Source organism: Mycobacterium shottsii, assembly GCF_010728525.1.
GTDB classification, from domain to species: Bacteria; Actinomycetota; Actinomycetes; order Mycobacteriales; family Mycobacteriaceae; genus Mycobacterium; species Mycobacterium marinum.
In genome coordinates, this window is sequence record NZ_AP022572.1 from 1,363,869 (window position 1) to 1,386,960 (window position 23,092).

Consider the following 23,092-nt stretch of genomic DNA (forward strand, 5'->3'; position numbering starts at 1 on the left):
CAACCCGGTCATCACGCAACCTGAGTTCTAATGCGAGCGTAGAACGGTTCTAGTCGACAGTTGGGGCGATTTAAAAAAGCTTTTACGCCAATGGCACATTGCGCGCTTGTTGTCGGTGCGGCTGGAATGCGCGGCCGCCTCACACCGCGGAGGGAATCAATCCCAGGACGGAATCCATCCCAGGTCGCGAGCCACCGTTCCCAGGGCGCCGGTCAGCAGCGATAGTCCGGTCACGCTCGGCTGGCCCAGATAAACGTTCAGCCCGGGCGACAACGACGCCACGTAGGGGTAGGTGTCGGGCAGGTAGGACTGCGGCAACCATCCCTCATCCACCATGAATGCCTCCACCCCCTGCACGGCACCCTTGCCCAGGTAATAGCTCACCGCGAGCGGGTTGGGCAGCGAGAACATTGAGGCGGGGGTGGGGATGTCCGCATAGTTCTGTCCCGGTCCGTAATCGCTGTAGCCCAAGTCCACGATCACCCGCAGCGAGGGCTGGATCAGATCGGCGATGGGTGTTCCCACGTACGGGATCTGACGAAGCGGGTCGGTAAGCGGTAGATGCTGGGCCAGGACCATGTAGTACTCGGTATTGCCGGTGTAGCCGGGCGAGGTCGGCAGCTGCACCGCGTTGGCAACGGTGGGCCCGGAGCCTATGGCGTTCGGGTCCGATGTCAGGCCCGCGTAGTAGTGCTCGTCATAAAGGAAGCCCATTATCGCGTTCACGTCCGACACCACATTGAGCGGTTAGCGCGGGAAGTTGGCTATGCCGTCGTATTGGGCGGTGTAAATGGCGGTGGGATAGGGCGAATCCGGCGGGGTCGCGCCATTGAACAACACATCCACAATCGGGAGGTAAAGACCGTTGAAGCGTTCGAGGACGCCGCCGTCGGGGTTGTTCGGATTGCCGGTCAGCACAAACGACAACTGGCTGGGACCGGGCGGATTCAGCTGGCTCATGAAAGCGCGTATTTGGTTGGTGGCAATCGTGGCGCTTTGCGAGTAGCCGAAGACGACGGCGGTATTTGCCGGGTCGCTGAGTTGGGCACTGAGCGCATCTCGCAATATGGCCACACCCTGGGCGACGGATTGACCGAACGTCAGGCTGCCCAGATTGCTGGTAAATGGCCAGAGTTGCTCCGGCGTGAAGAGGACCTGTGTGCTGAACCCCGGGAAATGGGGATCGATGAAGAGATCTTGGACCGCCGTCACATACGTCGCGTCGGGCCAGGGTATTGCGGTGCCGCCCATGACGAACGCGACGTGGGTGCCCGCGGCCAGTGGGGCCGTCTCCGAAGTCCCCGCGGCGGTGCCGAAGGCTCCGCCCAGCAACGTCTGGGCTTGCGTGTTGAGCGCACCAAGCGCGTTGGAAGCTTCGGTGATCGCGTAGCTATCCCCCGCGGTCGCCAGCAACCGGGTGAACTCCGTTTGGAAAGCGCCGGCTTGCGCGACGACGGACTGGTATTCCTGGCCGAACATGCCGAACAGCTTTGCGATGGCTCCCGAAACCTCCTCCGCGGCCGCGGCCGCCACACCGGTGGTCGGACCCGCAATGGCGGCGCTGGCCGCCTTGATCGCCGACCCGATCCCGTCTAGGTCGGTTGCCGCGGTCGTCAACATCTCGGGCGCCGTGATCACATACGACATATCCGCGCCCTTTCTAGACCGGGGCCGCTCGGCTGGGCCGGGACAAACCCGGAACCGGCGGAGCTGAGGTACGCAACCGACAGTAGAGCGAATCCGCGGGCCAGCGCGGCATTTTCCGCAAGCTATTGCTAGTGCCACTCATGGACGCCACTCATGGAAAGACAGGTGGCGGAATCAGATGAAATATGTCTCCGAGGCCACCGCTGAGCAGCGATAGCAGCGTCACGCTCGGCTGGCCGAGGTAGAAATTCAGGCCCGGGTTGAGCGAGGGCATCCATAGGTAGGTGTCGGGGAAGGACTCCGGTCCCAACAATCCGGCTTCGACCCCGATTTCCACCGCGGCACCGTAGGGCGCTTGTAGGCTCCCCTTGAGCAGGTAGTAGCTGACGGCGAAGGGGTTGGGCACCGACAACAGTCCGGCCGGGGTGGGCACATCCGCGTAGCTCAGGCCCGGTCCGTAATCGGAGTAGCCCAAGTCGACGAGCACCCGAAGTTGGGGCTGGATCAGATCGGCGAGCGGTGGTCCGGCATAGGGGATGTCGCGAATCGGCTGGACCAGCGGCAGGTCCTGGGTCAGGTACATGTAGTAATCGGTGTTGCCGGTGTAACCCGGAGACGTCGGCAACTGGATCGCTTGTCCCGACATCAGATCCGGGTATTTCCCGTGCACGTGGAAGTACCCCATGATGGCGTTGATGTCCGACAGGATGTTCAGCGGGTACTGCGGAGCGTGCGCGATCCCGTCGTATTGCGCCGTGAAGATCGAGGTCGGGTAGGGGTTGGCCGCCGGGGTCGCACCGTTGAACGACACTTCCAGGAACGGGATGTAGAAGCCCGGGAAGCGGGCCAGCAGGCCGCCGTCGGGATTGTTGGGGGCGCCGACCATGATGAATGACAGGTCGCCGGGGTCGGGGGCACCGGTCCCCATCGCCATCAGCGCCAGGATTTCGTTGTTGACGATGGTGGCGCTCTGCGAGTAGCCGAACGCGACGACCTTGTTGCCCAGAGCCAGCTGCGTGTTGATGGCATCTTTCAGGAGCGTCACGCCTTGCGCGACGGACTGGTTGAACGTCAAGTTGCCCAGCCCGGGAGTCACCGGCCAGAACTGTTCGGGAGTAAACAACGCTTGTGGGATGGCTCCGGAGAACAGCGGCTGGATGTAGTTGTTGTTGATGTCCGAAACGTAGCCGGGCCCGGGCAGTGGGACGCTGGTGCCGCCCATGATCAGCGCGACTACCGGATCGGCCATCAGGGTCGAACTGACCGCGGTGAGGGCACCGGCGCTGCCCGCGCCTCCGGTGCCGATCGCCGCCGGCCCCAACAGCGACTGGATCGGTGTGGTGATGGCGGTGAGCGCGTCAGACACCCCGGCGGTTATCAGGCTCGCGTTCGCGGCTTCGGCTTGCGCATAGGCGGCTCCCGCGGCCGCCAGCGCGCGAGTGAATTCGGTGTGGCAAGCCGACGCCTGGGCGATGGCCGCCTGGTACTCCTGGCCGTAGGCGCTGAAGACCTTCGCGATCGCTGCCGATACCTCGTCCTGTGCCGCCGCCAGCAGGCCCGAGGTTGGGGCCGCGGCCGCCGAATTGGCCACCTGGAGCGTCGCGGCGATTCCGTTTACATCGGTGGCCGCCGACGCTAATAGGTCGGGCGCTGTGAGAACGTACGACATCTCCCCGTCCTTCCCCGCAATCCGGGCCCAGGCCCGGTCGATCAGGACCAACCCGGAACCGCGGGTATTAGGTATCAATCAGAGGGTAAAACGGTGTCGCCGTTAATTCCGGCGTTTGGGCAACCTCTTAGGGCTGGCCGGTTAGGGCTGGCCGGCCGGCTTCAGGTGCTTGTCGAGGAAGCGAGTTGATCGGCCACTACGTGTTCGAAGGCGTCGCCGAGATAGATGGCGAAGTGCCCCTCTGGATAACGGATGACCTCACCGCGAGGAGCCCGGGCGGCGTAGCGCAGGGTGGGACCGGCGGGCGCGACGGAATCGGTTTCGCACACGCAGAACAGGATTGGGCAGGCGATCTTGCGCGCGCTGCGTCCCGGACGGTAGCCAAGCACCTTGATCCCGATCCGGGCCGCGACCTCATTGGGCACCTGGGCGCCCTGCGGCATCAGGCCCAGGTAGCCCGGGTAGGCGTCCGGAGCGGTCATCAGGGCAACCTCGCCCGGTTTGCCCGCGGCGGGAATCATCACCGGCGGCCTGCCCAACCGGGATCCGATGAGGTCGCGCATCGACCGCGCCGTGACACGGATGGCCGTGGTCGGCGCGATCGCGAGCACCGAGGCGATGCCATCGGTGAACGGGCACTGCGCCACCACCGCGGCGATGCCCGGTAGCCGGGCCGCCGTCGCGATCACATGCCTGCCGCCGAAAGAGGTGCCCCACAGGCCGATCCGGGCCTGGTCGACCCCGTCGCAGGTGCGCGCGTAGGCCACCGCCGCCGCCCAGTCCTGCAGCTGCATTCTGATGTCGAGTAGCTGGCGGGGCTGGCCCTCGCTGTCGCCGAAGTTGCGGTAGTCGAACACCAGGCAGGCGTAGCCGGCCGCGCTGAACCGTTGCGCGTAGGCGTCCAGGCGCATGGTGCGAACCGCGCCCAGACCATGCGCCATGACCAGCATGGGCACCGGGCGCGCGGGGTCGGCGCCGGCGGGCCGGTAGAGCCACGCGCTGATCATCTCCTCGCCGCAGGGGAACCGCACGTCCTGGCGCTGTGTCATCGGGGCTCTCCTTTGCGGCAGGGGCCGACGGCGTCCGTCACCTCAAAGAATTATGGACTACTGTCTAGAAAATTTGCAGCGTTGCGGCGGGATGGAGGACACCCCATGGCGATCCGGGTTGCTCACGTCGGAACCGGAAACGTCGGGCGGCTGGCCCTGAGCGAGCTGGTGACCAACCCGGCGTTCGAGCTGACCGCGGTGTGTGTATCCACGCCCGAGAAGGTGGGCCGTGACGCTGGCGACCTCGCCGGGGTGGGTATCGAGACCGGGATCGCGGCGATCAACGACCTGGATGCGGTGCTGGCCACCGCGCCCGAGTGCGTCGTCTACTGCGCGATGGGAGACACCCGGCTGCCCGACGCAATGGCGGACGTGATGCGCATCCTGGCGGCCGGCAGCAATGTCGTGGGCTCTTCGCCCGGCTTGCTGCAATACCCCTGGGGCGTTATCCCCGACAAATACATTGCTCGGGTGCAACGCGTTGCCGAGCAGGGGAACTCGAGCATCTTCATCACCGGTGTCGACCCGGGGTTCATCAACGACCTCCTGCCGTTTGCCCTGGCCGGAACCTGTCAGCGCATCGAGCAGGTGCGCTGCATGGAGATCCACGACTATGCCTCCTATGACGGCGCAGAGGTCATGCACTACATGGGGTTCGGCAGATCCCTGGACGAGGTGCCCATGCTGCTGCAGCCGGGCGTGCTCGGCATTGCCTGGGGGACGGCGATCCGTCAGTTGGCGGCCGGCCTGGGTATCGAGGTTGACGAAATCACCGAGTCGTATCAGCGTGAACCGGCGCCGGAAGATTTTGAGATCGCGGTGGGGCCGGTGGCCAAGGGCACCCAAGCCGTGCTGCAATTCGAGATCCGGGGCATGGTCGACGGGCAGGCCGCCATCGTCATCGAGCACATCACCCGGCTGCGGCCCGACCTACGACCCGATTGGCCCCAACCCGCCTCCGGTGGAGGGTCCTATCGCATCGAAATCACCGGCGAGCCGTCCTATGCCGTGTACATCGTTCCGAGCAGCCGCAACGGCGATCACAACCACGCCGCCATCGTCGGCGCCGCGGGCCGCATCGTCAACGCGATCCCGGCGGTCCTCACGGCGACACCGGGCATCAGGACGACACTGGACTTGCCCCTAATCACGGGTAAAGGGCTGTACACGCCCATGGTCTCCAACTAACCGAAAGGATCACGACGGCATGGGACGGGTAGACGGAAAGGTTGCACTCATCAGCGGCGGCGCCCGGGGCATGGGCGCTTCACATGCGCGACTGCTGGTGCAAGAAGGCGCCAAGGTGGTGATCGGCGACATCCTCGACGAGGAGGGCAAGGCGCTGGCCGAGGAGATCGGGGACGCGGTGCGCTATGTGCACCTCGATGTCACCCAGCCCGACCAGTGGGAGGCCGCGGTCGCGACGGCCGTCGACGAGTTCGGCAAGCTCGACGTGCTGGTCAACAACGCCGGGATCGTCGCGCTCGGGCAACTCAAGAAGTTCGATCTCGGCAAGTGGCAGAAGGTGATTGACGTCAACTTGACCGGGACGTTCCTAGGCATGCGGGCGGCGGTCGAACCCATGACCGCTGCCGGTTCAGGCTCGATCATCAATGCGTCGTCGATCGAGGGCCTGCGCGGCGCTCCGGCGGTACACCCCTATGTCGCGTCCAAGTGGGCGGTGCGCGGGTTGACCAAGTCGGCGGCCTTGGAGTTGGCGCCGCTGAACATCCGGGTGAACTCGATTCACCCCGGCTTCATTCGGACGCCGATGACGGCCAACCTGCCCGACGACATGGTCACCATTCCGCTGGGGCGACCGGCGGAGTCCCGTGAGGTGTCGACCTTCGTCGTGTTCCTGGCCAGTGACGATGCGTCCTACGCGACCGGTAGCGAATTTGTGATGGATGGGGGCCTGGTCACCGACGTGCCGCACAAGCAGTTTTAGCACTTGCTATAACCACGAGCATGCTGCGCAGTCTCGCGAATGTGGTTGGTTCCAGTCATGTCCTCACCGATCCGGACATATTGGCCGGCCGCAGCGTCGACCACACCGGCCGCTATCGGGGCCGGGCCAGCGCGCTGGTGCGCCCGGCTTCGGCCGATCAGGTGGCCGAGGTGCTGCGGGTGTGCCGGGATGCCGGGGCGCACGTCACCGTGCAGGGCGGCCGCACCTCGCTGGTCGCCGGGACCGTGCCCGAACACGACGACGTGCTGTTGTCCACCGAACGGATTTGCGACGTCGCCGATGTCGACACCCTCGAGCGCCGAGTCGCGGTGGGCGCGGGGGCGACTCTGGCGGCGGTGCAGCGCGCCGCGACCGCGGCCGGACTGGTGTTCGGTGTGGATCTGTCGGCGCGGGAGTCCGCGACCATCGGCGGGATGGCATCCACCAACGCCGGCGGGCTGCGGACGGTCCGCTACGGCAACATGGGCGAGCAGGTCGTCGGCCTGGACGTGGCATTGCCCGACGGTTCGGTGTTACGCCGGCACAGCCTGGTGCGCAGCGACAACACCGGCTATGACCTGCCAGCGCTATTCGTGGGAGCCGAGGGAACTCTCGGTGTCATCACCGCGCTGGACCTGCGGCTGCACCCCACCCCGTCACATCGGCTGACCGCGGTCTGCGGCTTCGCCGACCTCGAGGCACTCGTCGATGCCGGCCGGGTGTTTCGTGATGTCGGCGGGATTGCGGCACTGGAACTGATCGACGGCCGGGCCGCGGCGCTGACCCGCGAGCATCTCGGGGTGCCGGCTCCGGTGCCGGGGGACTGGCTGCTATTGGTGGAACTGGCCGCCGACCACGACCAAACCGAGCGGCTGGCCGATCTGCTCGACGGCGTACGGTTGTGCGGTGATCCGGCGGTGGGCGTGGATGTTGCTGCGCAGCAACGGTTGTGGCGCATCCGGGAATCCTTGGCCGAGGTGTTGGGAGTATATGGTCCGCCGCTGAAGTTCGACGTTTCGCTGCCCCTGGCGGCGATCAGCGAATTTGCCGCCGCAGCGGCGACGTTGGTCGCGGCGCACGTGCCCGAGGCGATTCAGCTGCTGTTCGGCCACATCGGCGAGGGCAACCTGCATTTGAATGTGCTGCGCTGCCCGGTGCCGCGCGAGCCGGCGCTGTACCAGGAGATGATGTCGCTCATCGCGCAGTGCGGCGGCAATGTCAGCTCGGAGCACGGAATCGGCAGCCGCAAGCGACCGTATCTGCAGATGTCCCGCGAGGACACCGACATCGCGGTGATGCGGGCCGTCAAGGCGGCGCTGGACCCGACCGGTTACCTCAACCCCGCGGTGCTGTTCGATTGATCCCGTTCAGCCGCCCTTGAGGCCGACGGCATGGCGCAGCTGGGCGAGGAACTGGTCGGCGTCATCGCTTCGAACAATGTAGTGCGAGATGGCAATTCGGATCGCTGTTGCCGCCTTGACGGCGGCGTTGGGGCCGGGCAACAACCGCTGCAGCCCTTCGCGCATTTCCGGGATCACACCCGACATCTGGGAGATGACGAGCTCCGGTTCGATGTCGACCATCCGCACGCCCCAGTAGGAATATTGGTAATCGACAATGAATCGTAAAGCGGCGTCGAGCTTGTCGACGCCCTTCAATCCGGCGGTGGCCTTGCTCAAGCCGCTTTCGAAGACTTGGCGCTCGTAGCGTGAAAACGTGGCGAGCAACTCTTCTTTGGAGGCGAACCAGCGGTAGAGCGTGGGGCGCGATACGCCCGCCTGGGCGGCGACTTCGGAGAGGCTGAGCTTGGTCTTGCCGCTGCGCGCCAGCACTTCGGCGGTGGCCGCGAGGATGCGCTGACGCGTCGACGTGTCGCCGTCAGTGGTGTCGATTGCCCCAAACGCCTGGCTCATGTCTGAAACCTTACGAAAGATCCGCGGGTGTCACCGATTTTGGCGCTGCTTTCCAACATCATCGGGCCCGCCGGCGCACCAGGACCGATTGCGCGATGGTGCCGACCGCACCTTGCTGGTCGAACAGGGTGCCCGCCGCCGTGCCGATTCCGTCGGGTCCGTAGCTGGTTTCGGCGCGAATGCCGATCCAATCCCCGGCCGGGATGCGGATCACGTGCACGGCCAGGTCGGTGTTGAGGAAGGTCCACTTGGTGATGTCCAGCTTGCTCCCGATGCCGTTGGCGCAGTCCGCCACCGCGAACAGCCGTTCTAGCGGCGTCATGGTCTCGCCGTTGACCAGATCCACGGTCGGCTTGATCCAGCATTCACCCGGGCCCGGGGCCATCGGCTCGGTGAGCCAGTGCCAGTCCAGGCTGTGCACGTAGTTGCGGTCCCAACTCATCGGCGCCAGCTTGCGGTTGCGGGCCTCGGCGAGCGGGCGGGGCGGCTGTTCGGCCGCGTGGCGGAGTTCTTGGGTGTCCAACTGGGCTAGGTCCTGTCTGCTAATTGCGGACGCGGTGGTAGGTGATGATGGCGGCCAGGGTGACACCGCCGAGGTAGGTCAGGGCGTATTTGTCGTAGCAGGTGGCGACCGCGCGCCAGTGTTTGAGCCGGTTGAAGCTTCGCTCGACGGTGTTGCGGTGCTTGTAGATTCGGCCTGAGAACCCCGGAGGCCGTCCTCTGTTGCGGCCTTTGGCTTTGCGGCGGGTGATCTGGTCGCTGCGCTCGGGGATGGTATGGGCGATCTTGAGCCGGCGCAGCTGTGCCCGCGTCGAGTCATGGGAGTACGCCTTGTCCGCCAGCAGGTGATACGGGGCGTATGAGTTGCTGCACCGGGCGGCCAGCAGTGGCCAAAGCATCGGATTATCACCGGCTTGACCGGCCGACAGTGCCAGGGTGACCGGACTGCACAGCTGGTCGGTCAAGGCGTGGATCTTGGTAGTCAGCCCGCCGCGGGAACGCCCAATGGCGTGGTCATCGGGCTCATCGAGATATTTCTTGTAATTCGACAGATCCCCCTGTGCGGCGCCCGGAGCGCGCTCCGGCTGCGTGTCGGTGGGCGCGCACACTGGTCGAATCGACCGACAACAGTGCGCCCAGGTCGGCGTCCTCGGCGTCGAGGTCAGAGGCGATCGCCGCGAAGATCCGCGCGTAGATGCCATCGACCGACCAGCGTAGATGCCTCTCGGCCACCGATTGCCAGGGACCGAAGTGCTCGGGCAGGTCACACCACGGAGATCCCGTACGGTAACGCCAGATAATGCCCTCCAGAGTACGTCGATGATCGTTCCACGGCCGGCCACGCCGCCGCCCCGCAGGCAACACCGCCACGATCAGCGACCACAAATCATCAGAAATCGCATGCGTCCGCATCACCCAAACAGCATCAGCCAAAACACCATTCACATTAAGCAGACACGCCCTAATCGCCATCCGCTGGCGCGGGCCACCGTCCGGGGCCGGCCATCGGGGCCTGGCGCGGCCAGCTCGGCGCTGACCAACTCGATCTGCTTGCCGCCGCGTTCGATCCGCGAACTCACCCAGAGGTCGCCGTCGGCCGGCACCGCTCCGATCAAGTCGACGACCACCCGGCTCAGCCGGGTGTCTTCACGCCAGGCGCATCGCTGCAGCGCTCGGACCAGCAGCGCCGACACCGGCGCGCCGTGTTGGATCGAGGCCGACCAGGTGCCGCGCACCAGGTCGGTCGCGGCAAACTTCTCGCCCAGCGGATCGGCGTCATCGATCAGCTCGTAGTAGGAGTCGGTCATATCACCACTCTTCCGTGTTGGGGCCGGGGCCGGGGCCGGTCAAGGCAGGCCGGCGCCGGGGGTGGCCACGGTGACGGCATCCAGCTGGGAAAGCCGGGTGCCGATCAGCCGCTTGGCATACGCGTCGGTGCTGGACAGCAGGAACAACGTGCGGCGCCCGGGCCCGCCCAACGCGCATGCGATGGCAACCCGATCACCTATGTCGATGCGGTCGGTCACCACCCCGCCGGCGACGATCCGCTCGAATTGGTGAGCCAGCGTCATGGCCGCCCAGACCGCGCCCTCGGCGTCGAGGGCGATGCCGTCGGGTGGTCCGTCCAGGCCCGCGGCGAAGACCCGGCGGTCGTTGAGCGCGCCATCGGCGCTGACGGTGAATGCGCTGAGCCGGCGGCCGACCGACTCGGCGACGATGAGCGTGTCGTGGTCGGGGGTAATGACCATCCCGTTGGGGAAGTCGAGGTCCTCGGCGACGACCTGTGCGCTGTTGTCGGTATCGAGCCGGATGATCACGCCGCCCGAGAAGGACTGGCACCCGATATAGGCGCGGCCCGCACGGTCGATCACCATGTCGCCGAGGTCGGCGGGTGCAAGGTCGCGCAGATCGGCGACGGTGACCACGGTGTCGCCGTCGTAGCGCAGGACCAGCCGGTCGTGCGCCGACGCAATCAACAGTGTCCCGTCGGGCCGGAACCCCAGCCCGCAAGGGGAGTGGCCGGGCAGCGGCAGGGTGGTCAGCGAGCCGTGCATGTCCGAGGTGTGTACGGCCTCGCCCAGCATGTCGGAGAACCAGAGCAGCCCCTCGAACCAGCGCGGCCCCTCGCCGAAACAGAAGCCGCGGGCCAGCGGGCTTACCTCTCGACGCGTGCCGTTACAAATCACGGCAAAAGTGTCATGCACTTTGGGTGTCGCTGTCAACGCGGGGCGACCCGGCGTCCGTGCTTTACAAACAATATCCAAAATGTCACGCTGAGCCGGGAGCTGACAGCGAGGTGAGCGCATTGACCACAGATTCTGAACAGGCCCAATGGTCAGTCGATGGCCTGCTCGAACTTTTCCAGGTGCGCGCCGAGGGGGTCGATCGGTTCACCGCCGACACTGGAATCGCCGGCCACGACGAGCGGCAGGTGGTGGAAGGCACCCAAGTGGTCGCGCAGGCCATCATGGCCGTGGCGAGCCGGTTCGAGGGCAAGTCGGTGCGCTCGGCGCACGCCGTTTTCTGCCGCGCCGTCATCGTCGGCCCGCCGCTCGAACTCGTCCTCGACGTCGTCCATGAAGGCCGTTCGACGGCCACCGCGATCGTCGCGGCCAATCAGAACGGCAAGCGCTGCTTGACCGTGACGGTGCTGGCCGACATCCCCACCGGGGATGTGATCAAGCATCACCTGCCGCGCTCACCGGTGGTTGCACCCGCCGGCGCCAACGTTTCGCACATGCCGATGGCCGGCCGGCAGTTGCGGCTCGTCGATGTCGTCGACGTCAACAGTCCCGACGAGGTGGGGCCGCCGGAACTGTATGCGTGGCTGCACTACGAACCAATTCCGGACCGCGACGACCTGGCCAAGGCGCTGATCGCGTATTTCACCGGCCATCTTGGGATTTCAACCACCATGCGGGCGCATCCGGGCATCGGCACCAGCCAAGCCCATCTGAGCGTGTCGACCGCGCCGATGACGATCTCGATCGCTTTCCATGAACCCGTGCGCTGGGACGGTTGGTTGCTCTACAGCCACGAGAGCACTCAGGTCGGCGCGGGAATGTCCTATGTGCGCGGCACGGTACACACCGAACAGGGCGCCCTCATCGCCTCGTTCGCCCAGGAGGCGCTGATCCGGCCGCTTCGCACCAGTGACACCTCGATCGATGCCCGGTCGCGGTTCTAGCGGCGGGAATATCGTTGCGCTTCATCATCACCCACCCGATGCACAGTCATCCCTACCACCCCGAACTCGCCTCCGGCGCCGGCGTCGCGGCCGTCGCGGCGGCAGCCGAGCGGGCCGGCTTCCACGGCTTCGGCTTCACCGACCACCCGGCACCGTCGCAGCGCTGGCTCGAGGCGGGAGGCCACGACGCACTGGATCCCTTTGTCGCACTGGGCTTTGCGGCGGCACAAACGACGTCACTGTGCTTGATTCCCAACATCGTCGTGTTGCCGTATCGCAACCCGTTTGTGGTGGCGAAGTCCGCCGCCACGCTGGACCTACTGTCGGGTGGTCGGTTCATCCTCGCGGTCGGCGTGGGTTATCTCAAGCGGGAGTTCGCGGCGCTGGGTGTGGACCATGCCGAACGCGCCGAGCTGTTCGACGAGGCACTGCAGGTGATCCGGACGGTCTGGACCAGCGACGACATATCCTTTGAGGGAAGCCATTTCAGCGCGCGGGGAATCACCGCGCACCCCCGCCCGGCCAGCAAACCCTACCCGCCCATCTGGGTGGGCGGTAACACGGCGGCAGCGCGCCGACGCGTCGCCGTCCACGGGGACGGCTGGTGTCCTTTCCTCGCGCCGGCACCGCTGGCGCAGACCGCGGGCACTGCGGCCATCGACTCGGCGGACCGGCTCGCCGCCGGTATCGACGATTTGCGCCGCAAATGTGACGCGGCGGGCCGGGATTTCTCCGCGATCGATGTCACCTTCACCAACTTCGACGGCGGCGGTCCGGCAAGCGCGGACTTCAATGCCGACGCCTATCTGGGGGGTTTGGAAAAGCTGGCGACGCTCGGGGTGACGTGGGTGCACGTCGGTCTGCCCGGTGACGGCCTTGCGCACGCGCTGGAATGTATCGACCGATTTCGCGCCCAGGTGATCGAAGCGGCCTGAGCCTGGCGCCCCGATGTGCCGGCTACCTTGCTGGCAACTCCGCGGTGACCTGCACTGCCCCTTCGTCGAAGCTCAAGAACCCTTTGATCGGAACGCTTTCCGGCGGCGGATCTTCGTAACTCTAGGCAATGTCAGGGGTGACCATGTCGCCGACGACGGCCGACCAGTAGGTCGCCACGCCCTTGTAGTTGCAGTAGCTGGAGGTCTGTGACCTCACCAGCAGGTCGGTGCGGACCAGCGCGGGCGCCACATACAGACGTGGTTGCAGCGAAGTTTCGAAGACGATCACCGTGTCCTGGGTGTTCACCAGCGTGGTGCCGGCCAGCTCGACGTGCAGCTGTCGCGTGGTCGGGCGGCAGTCGACGCGGTGGTAGGGGTTCGGCGGGTAGTGCACGAGTTGGCGGCCCTCTTCGAGCCACATGTCGACGGCATCCCACCGAACATGGACGAAGCCGGGCGCCGCGGTCTCGGGCTGAGTCGGTAGGTCGGCGATCTCGTCGGTGGGAAACACGTAGCGCAGCGGGTGGCCCCGCCGGTGCACCATCAGCGCGCGCTCGGTGTCGATTACCAGGCGCCCATTGCGAAATGCCTGGATACGCCGAGGATGTGGCTCGACGTAGACCAAACCATCGGGCACCGGCGGGCAGAAGCACCCGGCCGGATGCTTGCTGAGCGGGCCATGCCCGGCGGCCAGGCTCATGACGTTCCTCCTAGATCGGCGGTCCGTAACGCGGCCACGGTCTGCAGGTCGTGCAAGGCCGCGACTGTCAGGTCCAGGCCGGTGAGCGCGATGTCTGCGGCCTGCATGCCGCCCAGGCCGGCCACGATCGTGGTTGCGACATAGGCGTAGACGGCGGCTTGTCGATAGCGCAGCCATAGCTCTTCGCGGTCCAGCTCCGGCCCGCCGACGGCTGCCAATGCGCGGCGGTAGACGTCGAGCAGTTCGCGCTCGGTGACCCGACGGTCGGTGGTGGCCATGCCGGTGATCAGCGTGTAAGCGAGATCGCGGGCGGGGTGGCCGAGCCGGACCGCCTGCCAGTCGAGCAGACCCGCCGCGAGCGGGCCGACCGATGAGCGGAAATACCAATTACCCGGGTGCGCGTCGCCGTGCAGCACGGTGTGTCGCGGTGCGTCGATGAGTCCGGTGATCGCCCGGTAGTGCTCGAAGACAAAGTCGCGACCTGGCAGGAGCGCCGCGGCGTGCCCGCCCAACCTGCGCCACGAGGCCCGCAGCATGGTGGGAACCAGCGGCACGCTCGGATCACGCGAGGCCGCATACAGCCATCCAAATGGTCGGCCACCGCCGTGATTGAGCCGTACCCAGCACGTCGCGTGCAGGCGGGCGAGCAGTTCGACCACCAGGGCGGCCTGATCGTTGTTGAACGGATGCAGCGTGTCCGAGAAATCGCATGGCCCTTCGGCGGGAGCTGCCAAGTCTTCCAGGACAAGCACGAATCGGCCGGTCAGCGGATCGAACGCGCAGCCGTATGCCGTTGGCGCGTCGGGCGCTAACTCGGGGGACAGGTCGCGGTAGAAACTCACCTCGGTCTCGGCCAGCCGGCCCAGCTCGCCGATAAATCTGGTCGCGGCCGTAGCCGCCGCCATCTTGACGAACACCGACTCGGGAACGTCGTTGCCGCTCAGCGCTAGTCGGGCCCGCGACGTCGTCCCATTGCTGTCATCGAGCACCGACACCGAGGACACCCTGCGCCCCATGATTGCCGACAACGCCGGCGCATCCAGGTCGTCGATGCGGCGGGGGAATGCTCTGGCGTTGCGCAGCACGGCGTCGGTTGCCACCCGGCCGAGGCCACGACCGAGATGAGTGGCTAGGCGAGCCAGCGCGATCACCCTGTTCTCCGGCAAGGCACCACCCCTACGTTACAAATGCTGCAAACAGTGTAAATGCACGGCCCGGGTGCCGATGCGGGCGCGATGCCGCGTGCCTGCCGGAGTAGGAAGGAGCCATGGCGGGACCGGTGGAAGGCATCAAGGTTGTCGAGCTCGGGGTCTGGGTCGCGGCGCCGGCCGCGGCCGCCATTCTGGCCGACTGGGGTGCCGACGTGATCAAGATAGAACCGCCGGCCGGCGATCCGGGCCGGCTGTTCGGCCGGATGCTGGGCTGCGATCTCGGGATGAACCCGCCGTTCGAGATGGACAACCGCTGCAAGCGCAGCGTCGTGCTGGATCTGTCCACCGACACCGGCCGCGAGCTGGCATACGAATTGCTCTCCGACGCTGATGTTTTCATCACCAACGTGCGCCCGGCGGCGTTGCGACGGCTGGGGCTCGACTTCGCTGCGGTGTCCGGTCGCAACCCACGCCTCGTCTACGGGCTCATCACCGGGTATGGAGAGACCGGGCCCGACGCCGATCGCGCCGCCTATGACGTGGCTGCCTTCTGGTCGCGCGGTGGCCTCGCGCATCTGCTCACCCGGCCTGGGGGCACGCCGCCGTTTCAGCGCGGCGGCATGGGGGACCACACGACCGGCATGACCTTGGCCGCCGCCGTCTGTGCCGCGCTGCTGGCGCGGGAGCGGACCGGGACGGGCCAGCTGGTGGGCACATCGCTGTATGGCCAGGGGGCCTACACCGTGAGCTTTGACCTCAACACCTACCTGCTCACCGGTCAGCAGATCGCAATCGGACAACGTGAATCAATGGGCAACCCGTGCATGAACAACTACACCGCCGGCGACGGGCGACGATTCTGGATCGTCGGACTGGAGATCGACCGGCACCGGCCCGCCCTGTGTCGCGTCGTTGAACGCCCCGACTGGCTGACCGACCCGCGCTACGGCGATGCGCGCGGGCGTGCGACCAACGCGGTAGAGCTCATCGCGCAACTGGACCAGATCTTCGCGACCAGGTCTCTCGCCGACTGGACCGAGATCTTCGATGCTGAACCGGATTTCTTCTGGTCGCCGATCAACAGCCTCGAAGACATCGTCGCCGACGAGCAGTTCCATGCCGCTGGCGGCATCGTTGACGTGCCGGACGGGGCCTCGAGTGTGTCGATGGTGGCAACCCCCGCCGACTTTCACGGCACACCATGCACGCCACGTTCGGTGGCGCCGCAGCTCGGTCAGCACACCGACCAAGTGCTGGGTGAACTGGCGGCGCGCCGCAAGTCCTGACCGCGCGCGAGTCCGTGATGCATCGAGTCAAGATGCCTGCGAAACCTGGTTCATGCATCAGGTAAGGAATGCCCGCGAAATCGGGGTCAGGTGGTGGTCTTGCTTTTGATGCGGATGCCGGCTTTGAGGGCGGGTAGAGCGGCGGGTATGGCGGCGAGGTAGAGCTGTTCGGTCTTGTCTTTGGCGAGTCTGAGCAGGGCGGCTTGCAGGTCGGCGATCTGGTGGGCGATCGCGGCGGGGTTGAGGCTGTTGCGGTAGGTGAGCAGCTCTGTTTGTTGGGCCGCTGAGAGGACTCCGGCGGCCAGCAGCCGGTCCAGGGGGGTCTGGGGCTTGTCGTAGAGCCGGCGGCGGTGACCGTCGCGGCTGCAGCCGTAGCTGATGGGTTTGATGGTGGGGGTCAGGTAGTTGAGCCGGTCGTTGACCAGGTGCCACAGCCGGTTGAGCACGGCGCGTTCTTCGTCGGTGTCGTAGCGGTAGTAGAACCCGTAGCGACGCACGAGGTGGTTGTTTTTGGACTCGATGGTGGCCTGGTCGTTCTTCTTGTAGGGTCGTGAGCGGGTGAAGAAGATCTCCATGTCCGCGGCCCACTTGATGACCGCCTTATTGAGGAATTCGGTGCCGTTGTCGAAGTCCAAACCCGTTACCTTATAGGGATTTTAGTAATTCCGGTTTTGAGGGCGCCCAGGATGTGGGGGTGGGCGTTGTTGCGCACCGTGCGGGTGAACACCCAGCCGATGTGCATGTCGGTGAGGTTGACCGTGCGGGCGAACTCACCTTTCAGTGTCGGGCCGCAGTGCGCCACGGTGTCGCCTTCGAAGAACCCCGGAGATTCTTCGGCCTCATCGCCTGCTTTGCAGATGGTGATCGAGGACCGCAGCAGCGGGGAGGGTTTCGTCGTCGACACACCCGAGATCTGGTCGCGGGCCTTGGCGCCGCGCAGGTAGCGGTCGATCGTGGCGCTGCTCATCGCCAACAGCTCGGCACGCACCGCCGGGCCGTAACGGTCACGGCCGTCCACCAGTTCGCCGTGGCGTTCTAGAGCATCCAACTGAAGTGCCATGGAAGCGGCCAGGTACCGGCCGCACTGCCCGCCTGAGGCCGCCCACACCTTCTGCAACACCTTGAGCGCATCCTAGGAGTACTTCGGATTGCGTTGCCGGCGAGTCTGTTTGGCGACCTGCCGACCCGCTCCCGGCGGCGCGGCCGCCGCCCTCAACCGCCGCCGGGCGTTGTCACGCGACCAGCCGGTGACCGCCACCACCTGATCCAGAATCTGCCCCTTGTCCGCCTTCGGTGCCCCCACATACGCCCTGGCGAACTTCGCGGTGATCTCGGTCCGAGACGACATCGACAGCCCACTTCCCATGCCTGCTGAGGATCGACCGTTTCGCGGGCATTTTTACGTGATGCACCGAGGACGCTTCACGGGCATTTCTCGTGATGCTTGCCGCGGGGTGGATTTCCGCGGCCTGCGAAGATACTATTTGTCGGTGTTCGGCCCGGGCGAGATCGTCAGAGTGGACGAAAGGTCGGTACATCATGTCGGGACCGCTGAACGGATTGCGGGTCGTTGAACTGGCTGGGATCGGACCGGGCCCACACGCCGCGATGATTCTCGGGGATCTCGGCGCCGACGTGGTGCGCATCGACCGGCCATCGTCCTCTGCCGGGGGGGGCGCTGGGGCGGCGTGAAGGACGCCATGCTGCGCAACCGACGGATCGTGACCGCCGACCTGAAGTCCGACCAGGGGCGCGAACTTGTCTTGAAGCTCGTCGCCAAGGCCGATGTCTTGATCGAGGGCTACCGGCCCGCAGTCACCGAGCGGCTGGGCCTCGGCCCGCAAGACTGCGCCAAGGTGAATGACCGGCTGATCTATGCCCGGATGACGGGTTGGGGTCAAGCCGGTCCGCGCAGCCAACAAGCCGGTCACGACATCAACTACATCTCGCTCAACGGCATCCTGCACGCGATCGGCCGGGTCGGCGAGCGGCCGGTGCCACCGCTGAACCTGGTCGGCGACTTCGGGGGCGGTTCGATGTTCTTGCTGGTCGGCATCTTGGCGGCACTGTGGGAGCGGCACAACTCGGGCAAGGGCCAGGTGATCGACGCCGCGATGGTCGATGGGTCCAGCGTGCTGGTGCAGATGATGTGGGCGATGCGGGGGATCGGCATATGGAGCGACGTTCGGGGCACCAACATGCTCGACGGCGGTGCGCCCTACTACGACACCTATGAATGCGCCGACGGCGGCTATGTCGCCGTCGGCTCCATCGAGCCGCAGTTCTACGCGGCGATGCTGGCCGGGCTGGGTATGGATGCGGCGAACCTGCCCCCGCAAAACGACGTCGCCCGCTGGCCGGAACTGCGGGCGGTGCTGACCGAGGCGTTCGGCAGGTACGACCGCGATCATTGGGCCAAGGTGTTCGCCGATTCGGACGCCTGCGTGACCCCGGTGCTGTCGTTCGGCGAGGTGCACACCGAACCGCATATCGCCGAGCGGAACACCTTCTACGAAGGCGATGACGGCGGGCCGCAGCCGATGCCGGCGCCGCGGTTCTCACGCACCGTGCCGAGCCGGCCGCTCCCACCGGCCGCACCGCTGACGGACGTCGAAGCCGTCTTGAGCGACTCGGTATAGTCCCAACCAACCAGTAGGTTGGTTGATTTTGAGCGGAGAAATCAAGGAAGGGTTCGCATGGAGATCAGGGACGCCGTTGCCGTCGTCACCGGGGGCGCGTCGGGGCTGGGCCTGGCGACCACCAAGCGTCTGCTGGACGCCGGGGCTCAGGTTGTGGTGCTCGACATCCGGGGTGAAGACGTGGTTGCTGATTTGGGCGACCGGGCACGGTTCGCGGCGGCGGATGTGACCGACGAGGCCGCCGTCGCCAGTGCGCTGGATCTGGCCGAAACGATGGGCACGCTGCGCATCGTCGTCAATTGCGCCGGGACCGGTAACGCGATACGCGTGCTGAGCCGCGACGGCGTCTTCCCGTTGGCGGCGTTCCGCAAGATTGTGGACATCAACCTGGTCGGGAGTTTTAACGTGCTGCGGCTGGCCGCCGAGCGAATCGCCAAAACCGAACCCGTCGGCCCCAATGGGGAAGAGCGCGGCGTCATCATCAACACCGCCTCGGTGGCTGCATTCGATGGCCAGATCGGCCAGGCTGCGTATTCGGCGTCCAAGGGCGGCGTGGTTGGTATGACCCTGCCGATCGCCCGCGATCTGGCCAGTCACCGCATCCGGGTGATGACCATTGCGCCCGGACTGTTCGATACCCCGCTGCTGGCGTCTTTGCCCGAGGAGGCCAGGGCGTCGCTGGGTAAGCAGGTGCCGCACCCGTCCCGGCTGGGAAACCCCGACGAATACGGGGCGCTGGCTGTGCACATCATTGAAAACCCGATGCTCAACGGGGAGGTCATTCGTTTGGATGGCGCGATCCGGATGGCGCCGCGCTAAGGGCCGTTAATAACGATGAAAGCCCCCGCACAGGCGGGGGGCTTTCATCAATAGACGCGAATTGGTTATCGACGGAACCAACGACTGACGGCTGGTTCGGCAATTAGCAACCGTGCAAGCATGACCATGGTGTGCTCAGCTCGCCGTAGGGAGGGGGTGCCACTCTTCAACCTGCTCCGAGGTCTCGCCCTCCACCAGCATGTCGCCGTGGTAGATAGCCTCGAAGTCGGCCTTGATGACGTCGGCACTCGAGTCGTCGATCCACATGACACTGAGCGTAGAAGTCGCTATTAAGGAATCATTGAGTCACGATTCGGAAAATCGTGGCAATTCTTAACGGTGGGTAGGGTGCCGATGCCGAAGTGCTCGCCAGCCGCTTTGGGCGGGCCCGACGGTATGCCGTAACTCGGGGGCCTGGCCAGCGGTCGAGAAGTATCGGGAAGTAAATGTGTCGCTACTGGTGGCGCCGCCGGGCGTATCGCGGTTTGTCCGCATCTCGGTTTGTCTGCAGCGCGGTGAACCGTCGGGGCGTCGGGCCTCGTGACTACGGCAGGTGTTGTTTGACGCCCTTAAGTTATCGCTGATAAGTTACCGCGGATATGGTGCGGCCGCCCGGGACGGCTGCACTCGCGGTGGAGGGGACGCACGATGTTGCAGGGGATCGCTCGACTTGCCGTAGCAGCGCCGCGTCGAATCATCGGGGTGGCGCTGCTGGTTTTTATCGCAGCAGCGGTCTTCGGCATCCCAGTCGCCAGCAGTCTGTCTCCCGGCGGTTTCCAGGATCCCAATGCCGAGTCGGCTCGCGCCATCAAGGTGCTCGCCGACAAGTTCGGCCAGAGCGGTCAGCAAATGCTGATTCTGGTGACCGCTCCCGGCGGCGTCGGCACGGAGCGGGCGCGCGGTGGGCACCGACATTGCCGCCGAGTTGAACCACTCCCGACTGGTATTCAACGTGTCCTCGCCGTGGACGGGGCCGTCGGCTGATCCCAAGAGTGCTCCCGACTTGGTGAGCAAGGACGGCAAGTCCGGACTGATTGTGTTCAACATCAAAGGCGGCGAAAGCAACGCGCAGAAAAATGCGCAGACCCTCGCCGACGAGATCGTTCACGATCGCGACGGCGTCACCGTCCGCGCCGGTGGTTCGGCGATGGAGTACGCGCAGATCAACAAGCAGAATCAGGACGACCTGCTGGTCATGGAGTTGATCGCGATTCCGCTCAGCTTCCTGGTGCTGGTCTGGGTATTCGGCGGGCTGCTGGCGGCCGCGTTGCCGATGGCGCTGGGTGCGCTGGCCGTCGTCGGTTCGATGTCGGTCTTGAGGCCGGTGACGTTCACGACGGACGTCTCGATCTTTGCCCTCAACCTCAGCACGGCGCTGGGGTTGGCGTTGGCCATCGACTACACGCTGCTGATCATCAGTCGCTATCGTGACGAGCTCGCCGAGGGCAGCTCACGCCAGGAAGCTCTGGTCCGGACCATGGCGACTTCCGGCCGCACGGTGTTGTTCTCGGCGGTCACCGTCGCGCTGTCGATGTCGGCGACCGTGGCTTTTCCCATGTACTTCTTGAAATCGTTCGCCTACGCCGGCGTGGCCACGGTGGCCTTTGTCGCGACGGCGTCGATCGTGGTGACACCGGCCGCGATCGTGTTGCTGGGGCCGCGGCTGGATGCCTTGAATGTGCACCGGCTGGCGCGCCGGATGTTGGGTCGTCCGGAACCCCAGCACAAGCCGGTAGATCAACTGTTCTGGTATCGGTCGACCAAATTCGTGATCGCCGGGCGCTTCCGGTCGGCTTGGCTGTTGTTGCGGTGCTGGTGATATTGGGACTTCCGTTCTTCTCGGTGAAGTGGGGCTTCCCGGATGATCGGGTGTTGCCTGCCACGGCGTCCTCGCATCAGGTCGGTGACGAGTTGCGCACCAACTTCGCACACGATCTCGCGATGGCTGTTCCGGTGGTCGTGCCTGACGGGTGCGGTCTGGTCCCAGCCGACCTGGACGGCTACGTCGCCGACCTGTCGCGTGTGCCCGACGTGGCATCTGTGACCGCCCCCAGCGGGACGTTCGTCAACGGAAGCCGGGTGGGGCCGCCGGCGGGTGCTACCGGATTTTCCGATGGCATTGCCTTTCTGACCTTGGACAGCACCGCGCCGCTGTTTTCCCACGCCTCAGACATCCAGCTCAAACGGTTGCACCAGGTGACCGGCCCGGCCGGCCGGACCGTCGAGATGGCCGGTGTGGCGCAGGTCAACCGGGACAGCGTGGACGCGGTGACCGAACGACTGCCGCTGGTGCTGGGTCTGATGGCCGCCATCACCTTTGTCCTGCTATTCCTGCTCACCTGCAGTGTCGTGCTGCCCGCCAAGGCGCTGATCTGCAACGTGCTCTCGCTGACCGCGGCGTTCGGTGCGCTGGTCTGGATCTTCCAAGACGGTCATCTGGGGGCACTGGGCACGACCCCGAGCGGGACCCTGGTGGCCAACATGCCCGTGTTGTTGTTCTGCATCGCGTTCGGGCTGTCCATGGACTACGAGGTGTTCCTGGTCGCGCGAATTCGGGAGTACTGGCTGGCTTCGGGGGCCGCACGTCCGGCGACCCCGAGCCCGGCCCAAGCCCACGCCGCCAACGACGAGAGTGTGGCGCTTGGATTGGCACGCACCGGGCGGGTGATCACCGCGGCCGCGTTGGTCATGTCGATGTCGTTCGCCGCGCTGATCGCCGCGCACGTGTCCTTCATGCGAATGTTCGGCTTGGGACTGACGCTCGCCGTGGCTGCCGACGCGACGCTGGTCCGGATGGTTCTGGTGCCCGCGTTCATGCATGTGATGGGCAGGTGGAATTGGTGGGCTCCCAAACCCCTGGTGTGGCTGCACCAGCGATTCGGTATCAGCGAAACCGGCGCGGTTGGGGATGCTGACGCCGCCGCCACCGAGGCGGCGGACCGCCGCGACCGGCCGACCATCCCGGCGGCGCTGAGTGGTCGTGGATAGCGTGTCGATGGGACGCTTGCGACGTGCACGTGCGCCGCGTGGATCAGGTGACCTGCAGCGCCACGAGATCCTGGATGCGGCCACCGAGTTATTGCTGCAGACGCGCCAGGCCAGGGCCGTGTCGATCCGGTCTGTAGCCGAGCGGGTCGGGGTCACACCGCCGTCCATTTACCTGCATTTTCAAGACAAAGATGCGCTGTTGGATGCGGTGTGCGCCCGCTATCTGGCACGACTCGATGAGGAAATGGAGCGGGCGGCGATGGGCCACACCTGCGTGGTGGAGGTGCTGCGAGCCCAGGGCACGGCCTATGTGCGGTTCGCTCTGCAGACCCCGGAGTTGTATCGGTTGGCCACCATGGGTGAGTGGCGCTCGGGCAGCAACGTGGATAGCGCCCTGGACAGCTCGGCTTTCCGGCATATGTGCGCCTCGGTGCAGGCGATGATGGACGAAGGCATCTACCGCGCCGACGACCCCACCACCATCGCGCTGGAATTGTGGACGGCCGCTCACGGGGTGGCGGCCCTGTTGATTGCCAAGCCACACCTGCCGTTCGGCGATGTCGCGGCCTTTGCCGACCGCGTGCTGGGCGCAGTCCTGTGTGGCCACATGGTGGCGGGTCTAGGGCGTGTCTGCTTAATGTGAATGGTGTTTTGGCTGAT

At 65.7% G+C, this 23,092-nt stretch carries 16 protein-coding genes and 8 pseudogenes; 10 read left to right on the forward strand and 14 right to left on the reverse strand.

Translation table 11 applies throughout. The features are described 5' to 3' along the window. Window positions 1–156 precede the first annotated feature (156 nt). From G6N41_RS06435 to G6N41_RS06445, 3 genes and pseudogenes are all read right to left on the reverse strand, one after another. A pseudogene (locus G6N41_RS06435) lies at window positions 157–1,647 on the reverse strand (PE family protein). 151 nt (window positions 1,648–1,798) lie between these two features. Further along, window positions 1,799–3,316, reverse strand: coding sequence for a PE family protein (locus G6N41_RS06440; protein ID WP_198966917.1), 1,518 nt, complete (start codon window positions 3,314–3,316; stop codon window positions 1,799–1,801). Between the two features lie 141 nt (window positions 3,317–3,457). Continuing rightward, a pseudogene (locus tag G6N41_RS06445) lies at window positions 3,458–4,365 on the reverse strand (alpha/beta hydrolase). A gap of 105 nt (window positions 4,366–4,470) precedes the next feature. Here G6N41_RS06445 and G6N41_RS06450 point away from each other — a divergent pair. Genes G6N41_RS06450 through G6N41_RS06460 form a run of 3 tightly spaced genes read left to right on the forward strand, consistent with a single transcriptional unit; the run spans window position 4,471 to window position 7,674 of the window. After that, window positions 4,471–5,553: an NAD(P)H-dependent amine dehydrogenase family protein gene (locus G6N41_RS06450; protein ID WP_198966918.1), complete on the forward strand. Its 1,083-nt coding sequence runs from the start codon at window positions 4,471–4,473 to the stop codon at window positions 5,551–5,553. 19 nt (window positions 5,554–5,572) lie between these two features. Beyond that, the gene (locus G6N41_RS06455) at window positions 5,573–6,313 is read left to right on the forward strand and encodes a glucose 1-dehydrogenase (protein WP_198966919.1); all 741 of its coding nucleotides are present in this window, start codon (window positions 5,573–5,575) and stop codon (window positions 6,311–6,313) included. A 20-nt stretch (window positions 6,314–6,333) separates the two neighbouring features. Continuing rightward, a complete protein-coding gene (locus tag G6N41_RS06460) occupies window positions 6,334–7,674 on the forward strand; it encodes an FAD-binding oxidoreductase (RefSeq protein WP_198966920.1) in 1,341 nt (446 codons plus the stop codon). Window positions 7,675–7,680: 6 nt separating this feature from the next. Here G6N41_RS06460 and G6N41_RS06465 read toward each other — a convergent pair whose 3' ends face one another. From G6N41_RS06465 to G6N41_RS06485, 5 genes and pseudogenes are all read right to left on the reverse strand, one after another. Continuing rightward, window positions 7,681–8,226 carry a TetR/AcrR family transcriptional regulator gene (locus tag G6N41_RS06465; protein WP_198966921.1) on the reverse strand — a complete coding sequence of 182 codons (546 nt, stop codon included), beginning with the start codon at window positions 8,224–8,226 and terminating at the stop codon, window positions 7,681–7,683. A 58-nt stretch (window positions 8,227–8,284) separates the two neighbouring features. Continuing rightward, window positions 8,285–8,752: pseudogene (locus G6N41_RS06470) on the reverse strand (thioesterase family protein); the annotation flags it as partial. A gap of 16 nt (window positions 8,753–8,768) precedes the next feature. Further along, window positions 8,769–9,642, reverse strand: a pseudogene (locus G6N41_RS06475) (IS5 family transposase). 47 nt (window positions 9,643–9,689) lie between these two features. Beyond that, window positions 9,690–10,034 (reverse strand): annotated as a pseudogene (locus G6N41_RS06480) (acyl-CoA thioesterase domain-containing protein); the annotation flags it as partial. A gap of 39 nt (window positions 10,035–10,073) precedes the next feature. Continuing rightward, the gene (locus tag G6N41_RS06485; protein WP_198967750.1) at window positions 10,074–10,931 is read right to left on the reverse strand and encodes an SMP-30/gluconolactonase/LRE family protein; all 858 of its coding nucleotides are present in this window, start codon (window positions 10,929–10,931) and stop codon (window positions 10,074–10,076) included. A gap of 92 nt (window positions 10,932–11,023) precedes the next feature. On the opposite strand from G6N41_RS06485, the gene G6N41_RS06490 reads away from it, so the two are divergent. Beyond that, window positions 11,024–11,914, forward strand: a complete 891-nt coding sequence (locus tag G6N41_RS06490) for an acyl-CoA thioesterase (protein WP_198966922.1) — start codon at window positions 11,024–11,026, stop codon at window positions 11,912–11,914. 14 nt (window positions 11,915–11,928) lie between these two features. After that, a complete protein-coding gene (locus G6N41_RS06495; protein ID WP_198966923.1) occupies window positions 11,929–12,849 on the forward strand; it encodes an LLM class F420-dependent oxidoreductase in 921 nt (306 codons plus the stop codon). Window positions 12,850–12,871: 22 nt separating this feature from the next. Here the strand turns inward: G6N41_RS06495 and G6N41_RS06500 are convergent. After that, window positions 12,872–13,549, reverse strand: a pseudogene (locus tag G6N41_RS06500) (DUF427 domain-containing protein). Continuing rightward, a complete protein-coding gene (locus G6N41_RS06505) occupies window positions 13,546–14,700 on the reverse strand; it encodes a phosphotransferase (RefSeq protein WP_198967751.1) in 1,155 nt (384 codons plus the stop codon). Before G6N41_RS06505 ends, G6N41_RS06500 begins: the two are co-directional and overlap by 4 nt. A gap of 116 nt (window positions 14,701–14,816) precedes the next feature. Here G6N41_RS06505 and G6N41_RS06510 point away from each other — a divergent pair, with 116 nt between their 5' ends. Beyond that, complete coding sequence (locus tag G6N41_RS06510) at window positions 14,817–15,986, forward strand: CaiB/BaiF CoA transferase family protein (RefSeq protein ID WP_198966924.1); 1,170 nt, start codon at window positions 14,817–14,819, stop codon at window positions 15,984–15,986. 86 nt (window positions 15,987–16,072) lie between these two features. Here G6N41_RS06510 and G6N41_RS06515 read toward each other — a convergent pair whose 3' ends face one another. The 3 genes from G6N41_RS06515 to G6N41_RS06525 all read right to left on the reverse strand — a co-directional run bounded on the left by G6N41_RS06515 (window position 16,073) and on the right by G6N41_RS06525 (window position 17,334). Beyond that, the gene (locus G6N41_RS06515) at window positions 16,073–16,621 is read right to left on the reverse strand and encodes a hypothetical protein (RefSeq protein ID WP_231608476.1); all 549 of its coding nucleotides are present in this window, start codon (window positions 16,619–16,621) and stop codon (window positions 16,073–16,075) included. Window positions 16,622–16,626: 5 nt separating this feature from the next. Further along, on the reverse strand, window positions 16,627–17,046 hold the full coding sequence (locus tag G6N41_RS06520; protein WP_198913147.1) for a hypothetical protein: 420 nt from the start codon (window positions 17,044–17,046) through the stop codon (window positions 16,627–16,629). Window positions 17,047–17,118: 72 nt separating this feature from the next. Then, window positions 17,119–17,334, reverse strand: coding sequence for a hypothetical protein (locus G6N41_RS06525; RefSeq protein WP_198968093.1), 216 nt, complete (start codon window positions 17,332–17,334; stop codon window positions 17,119–17,121). A gap of 191 nt (window positions 17,335–17,525) precedes the next feature. Between G6N41_RS06525 and G6N41_RS06530 the strand changes: the two are divergent. Continuing rightward, a pseudogene (locus G6N41_RS06530) lies at window positions 17,526–18,625 on the forward strand (CaiB/BaiF CoA transferase family protein). Between the two features lie 57 nt (window positions 18,626–18,682). After that, a complete protein-coding gene (locus G6N41_RS06535; RefSeq protein WP_198966925.1) occupies window positions 18,683–19,444 on the forward strand; it encodes a 3-hydroxyacyl-CoA dehydrogenase in 762 nt (253 codons plus the stop codon). Window positions 19,445–19,579: 135 nt separating this feature from the next. Here G6N41_RS06535 and G6N41_RS29465 read toward each other — a convergent pair whose 3' ends face one another. After that, the gene (locus G6N41_RS29465; RefSeq protein WP_259593588.1) at window positions 19,580–19,711 is read right to left on the reverse strand and encodes a hypothetical protein; all 132 of its coding nucleotides are present in this window, start codon (window positions 19,709–19,711) and stop codon (window positions 19,580–19,582) included. 381 nt (window positions 19,712–20,092) lie between these two features. On the opposite strand from G6N41_RS29465, the pseudogene G6N41_RS06540 reads away from it, so the two are divergent. After that, window positions 20,093–22,432 (forward strand): annotated as a pseudogene (locus G6N41_RS06540) (MMPL family transporter). Window positions 22,433–22,439: 7 nt separating this feature from the next. Beyond that, window positions 22,440–23,075 carry a TetR/AcrR family transcriptional regulator gene (locus G6N41_RS06545; RefSeq protein ID WP_198967752.1) on the forward strand — a complete coding sequence of 212 codons (636 nt, stop codon included), beginning with the start codon at window positions 22,440–22,442 and terminating at the stop codon, window positions 23,073–23,075. Window positions 23,076–23,092: the final 17 nt, after the last annotated feature.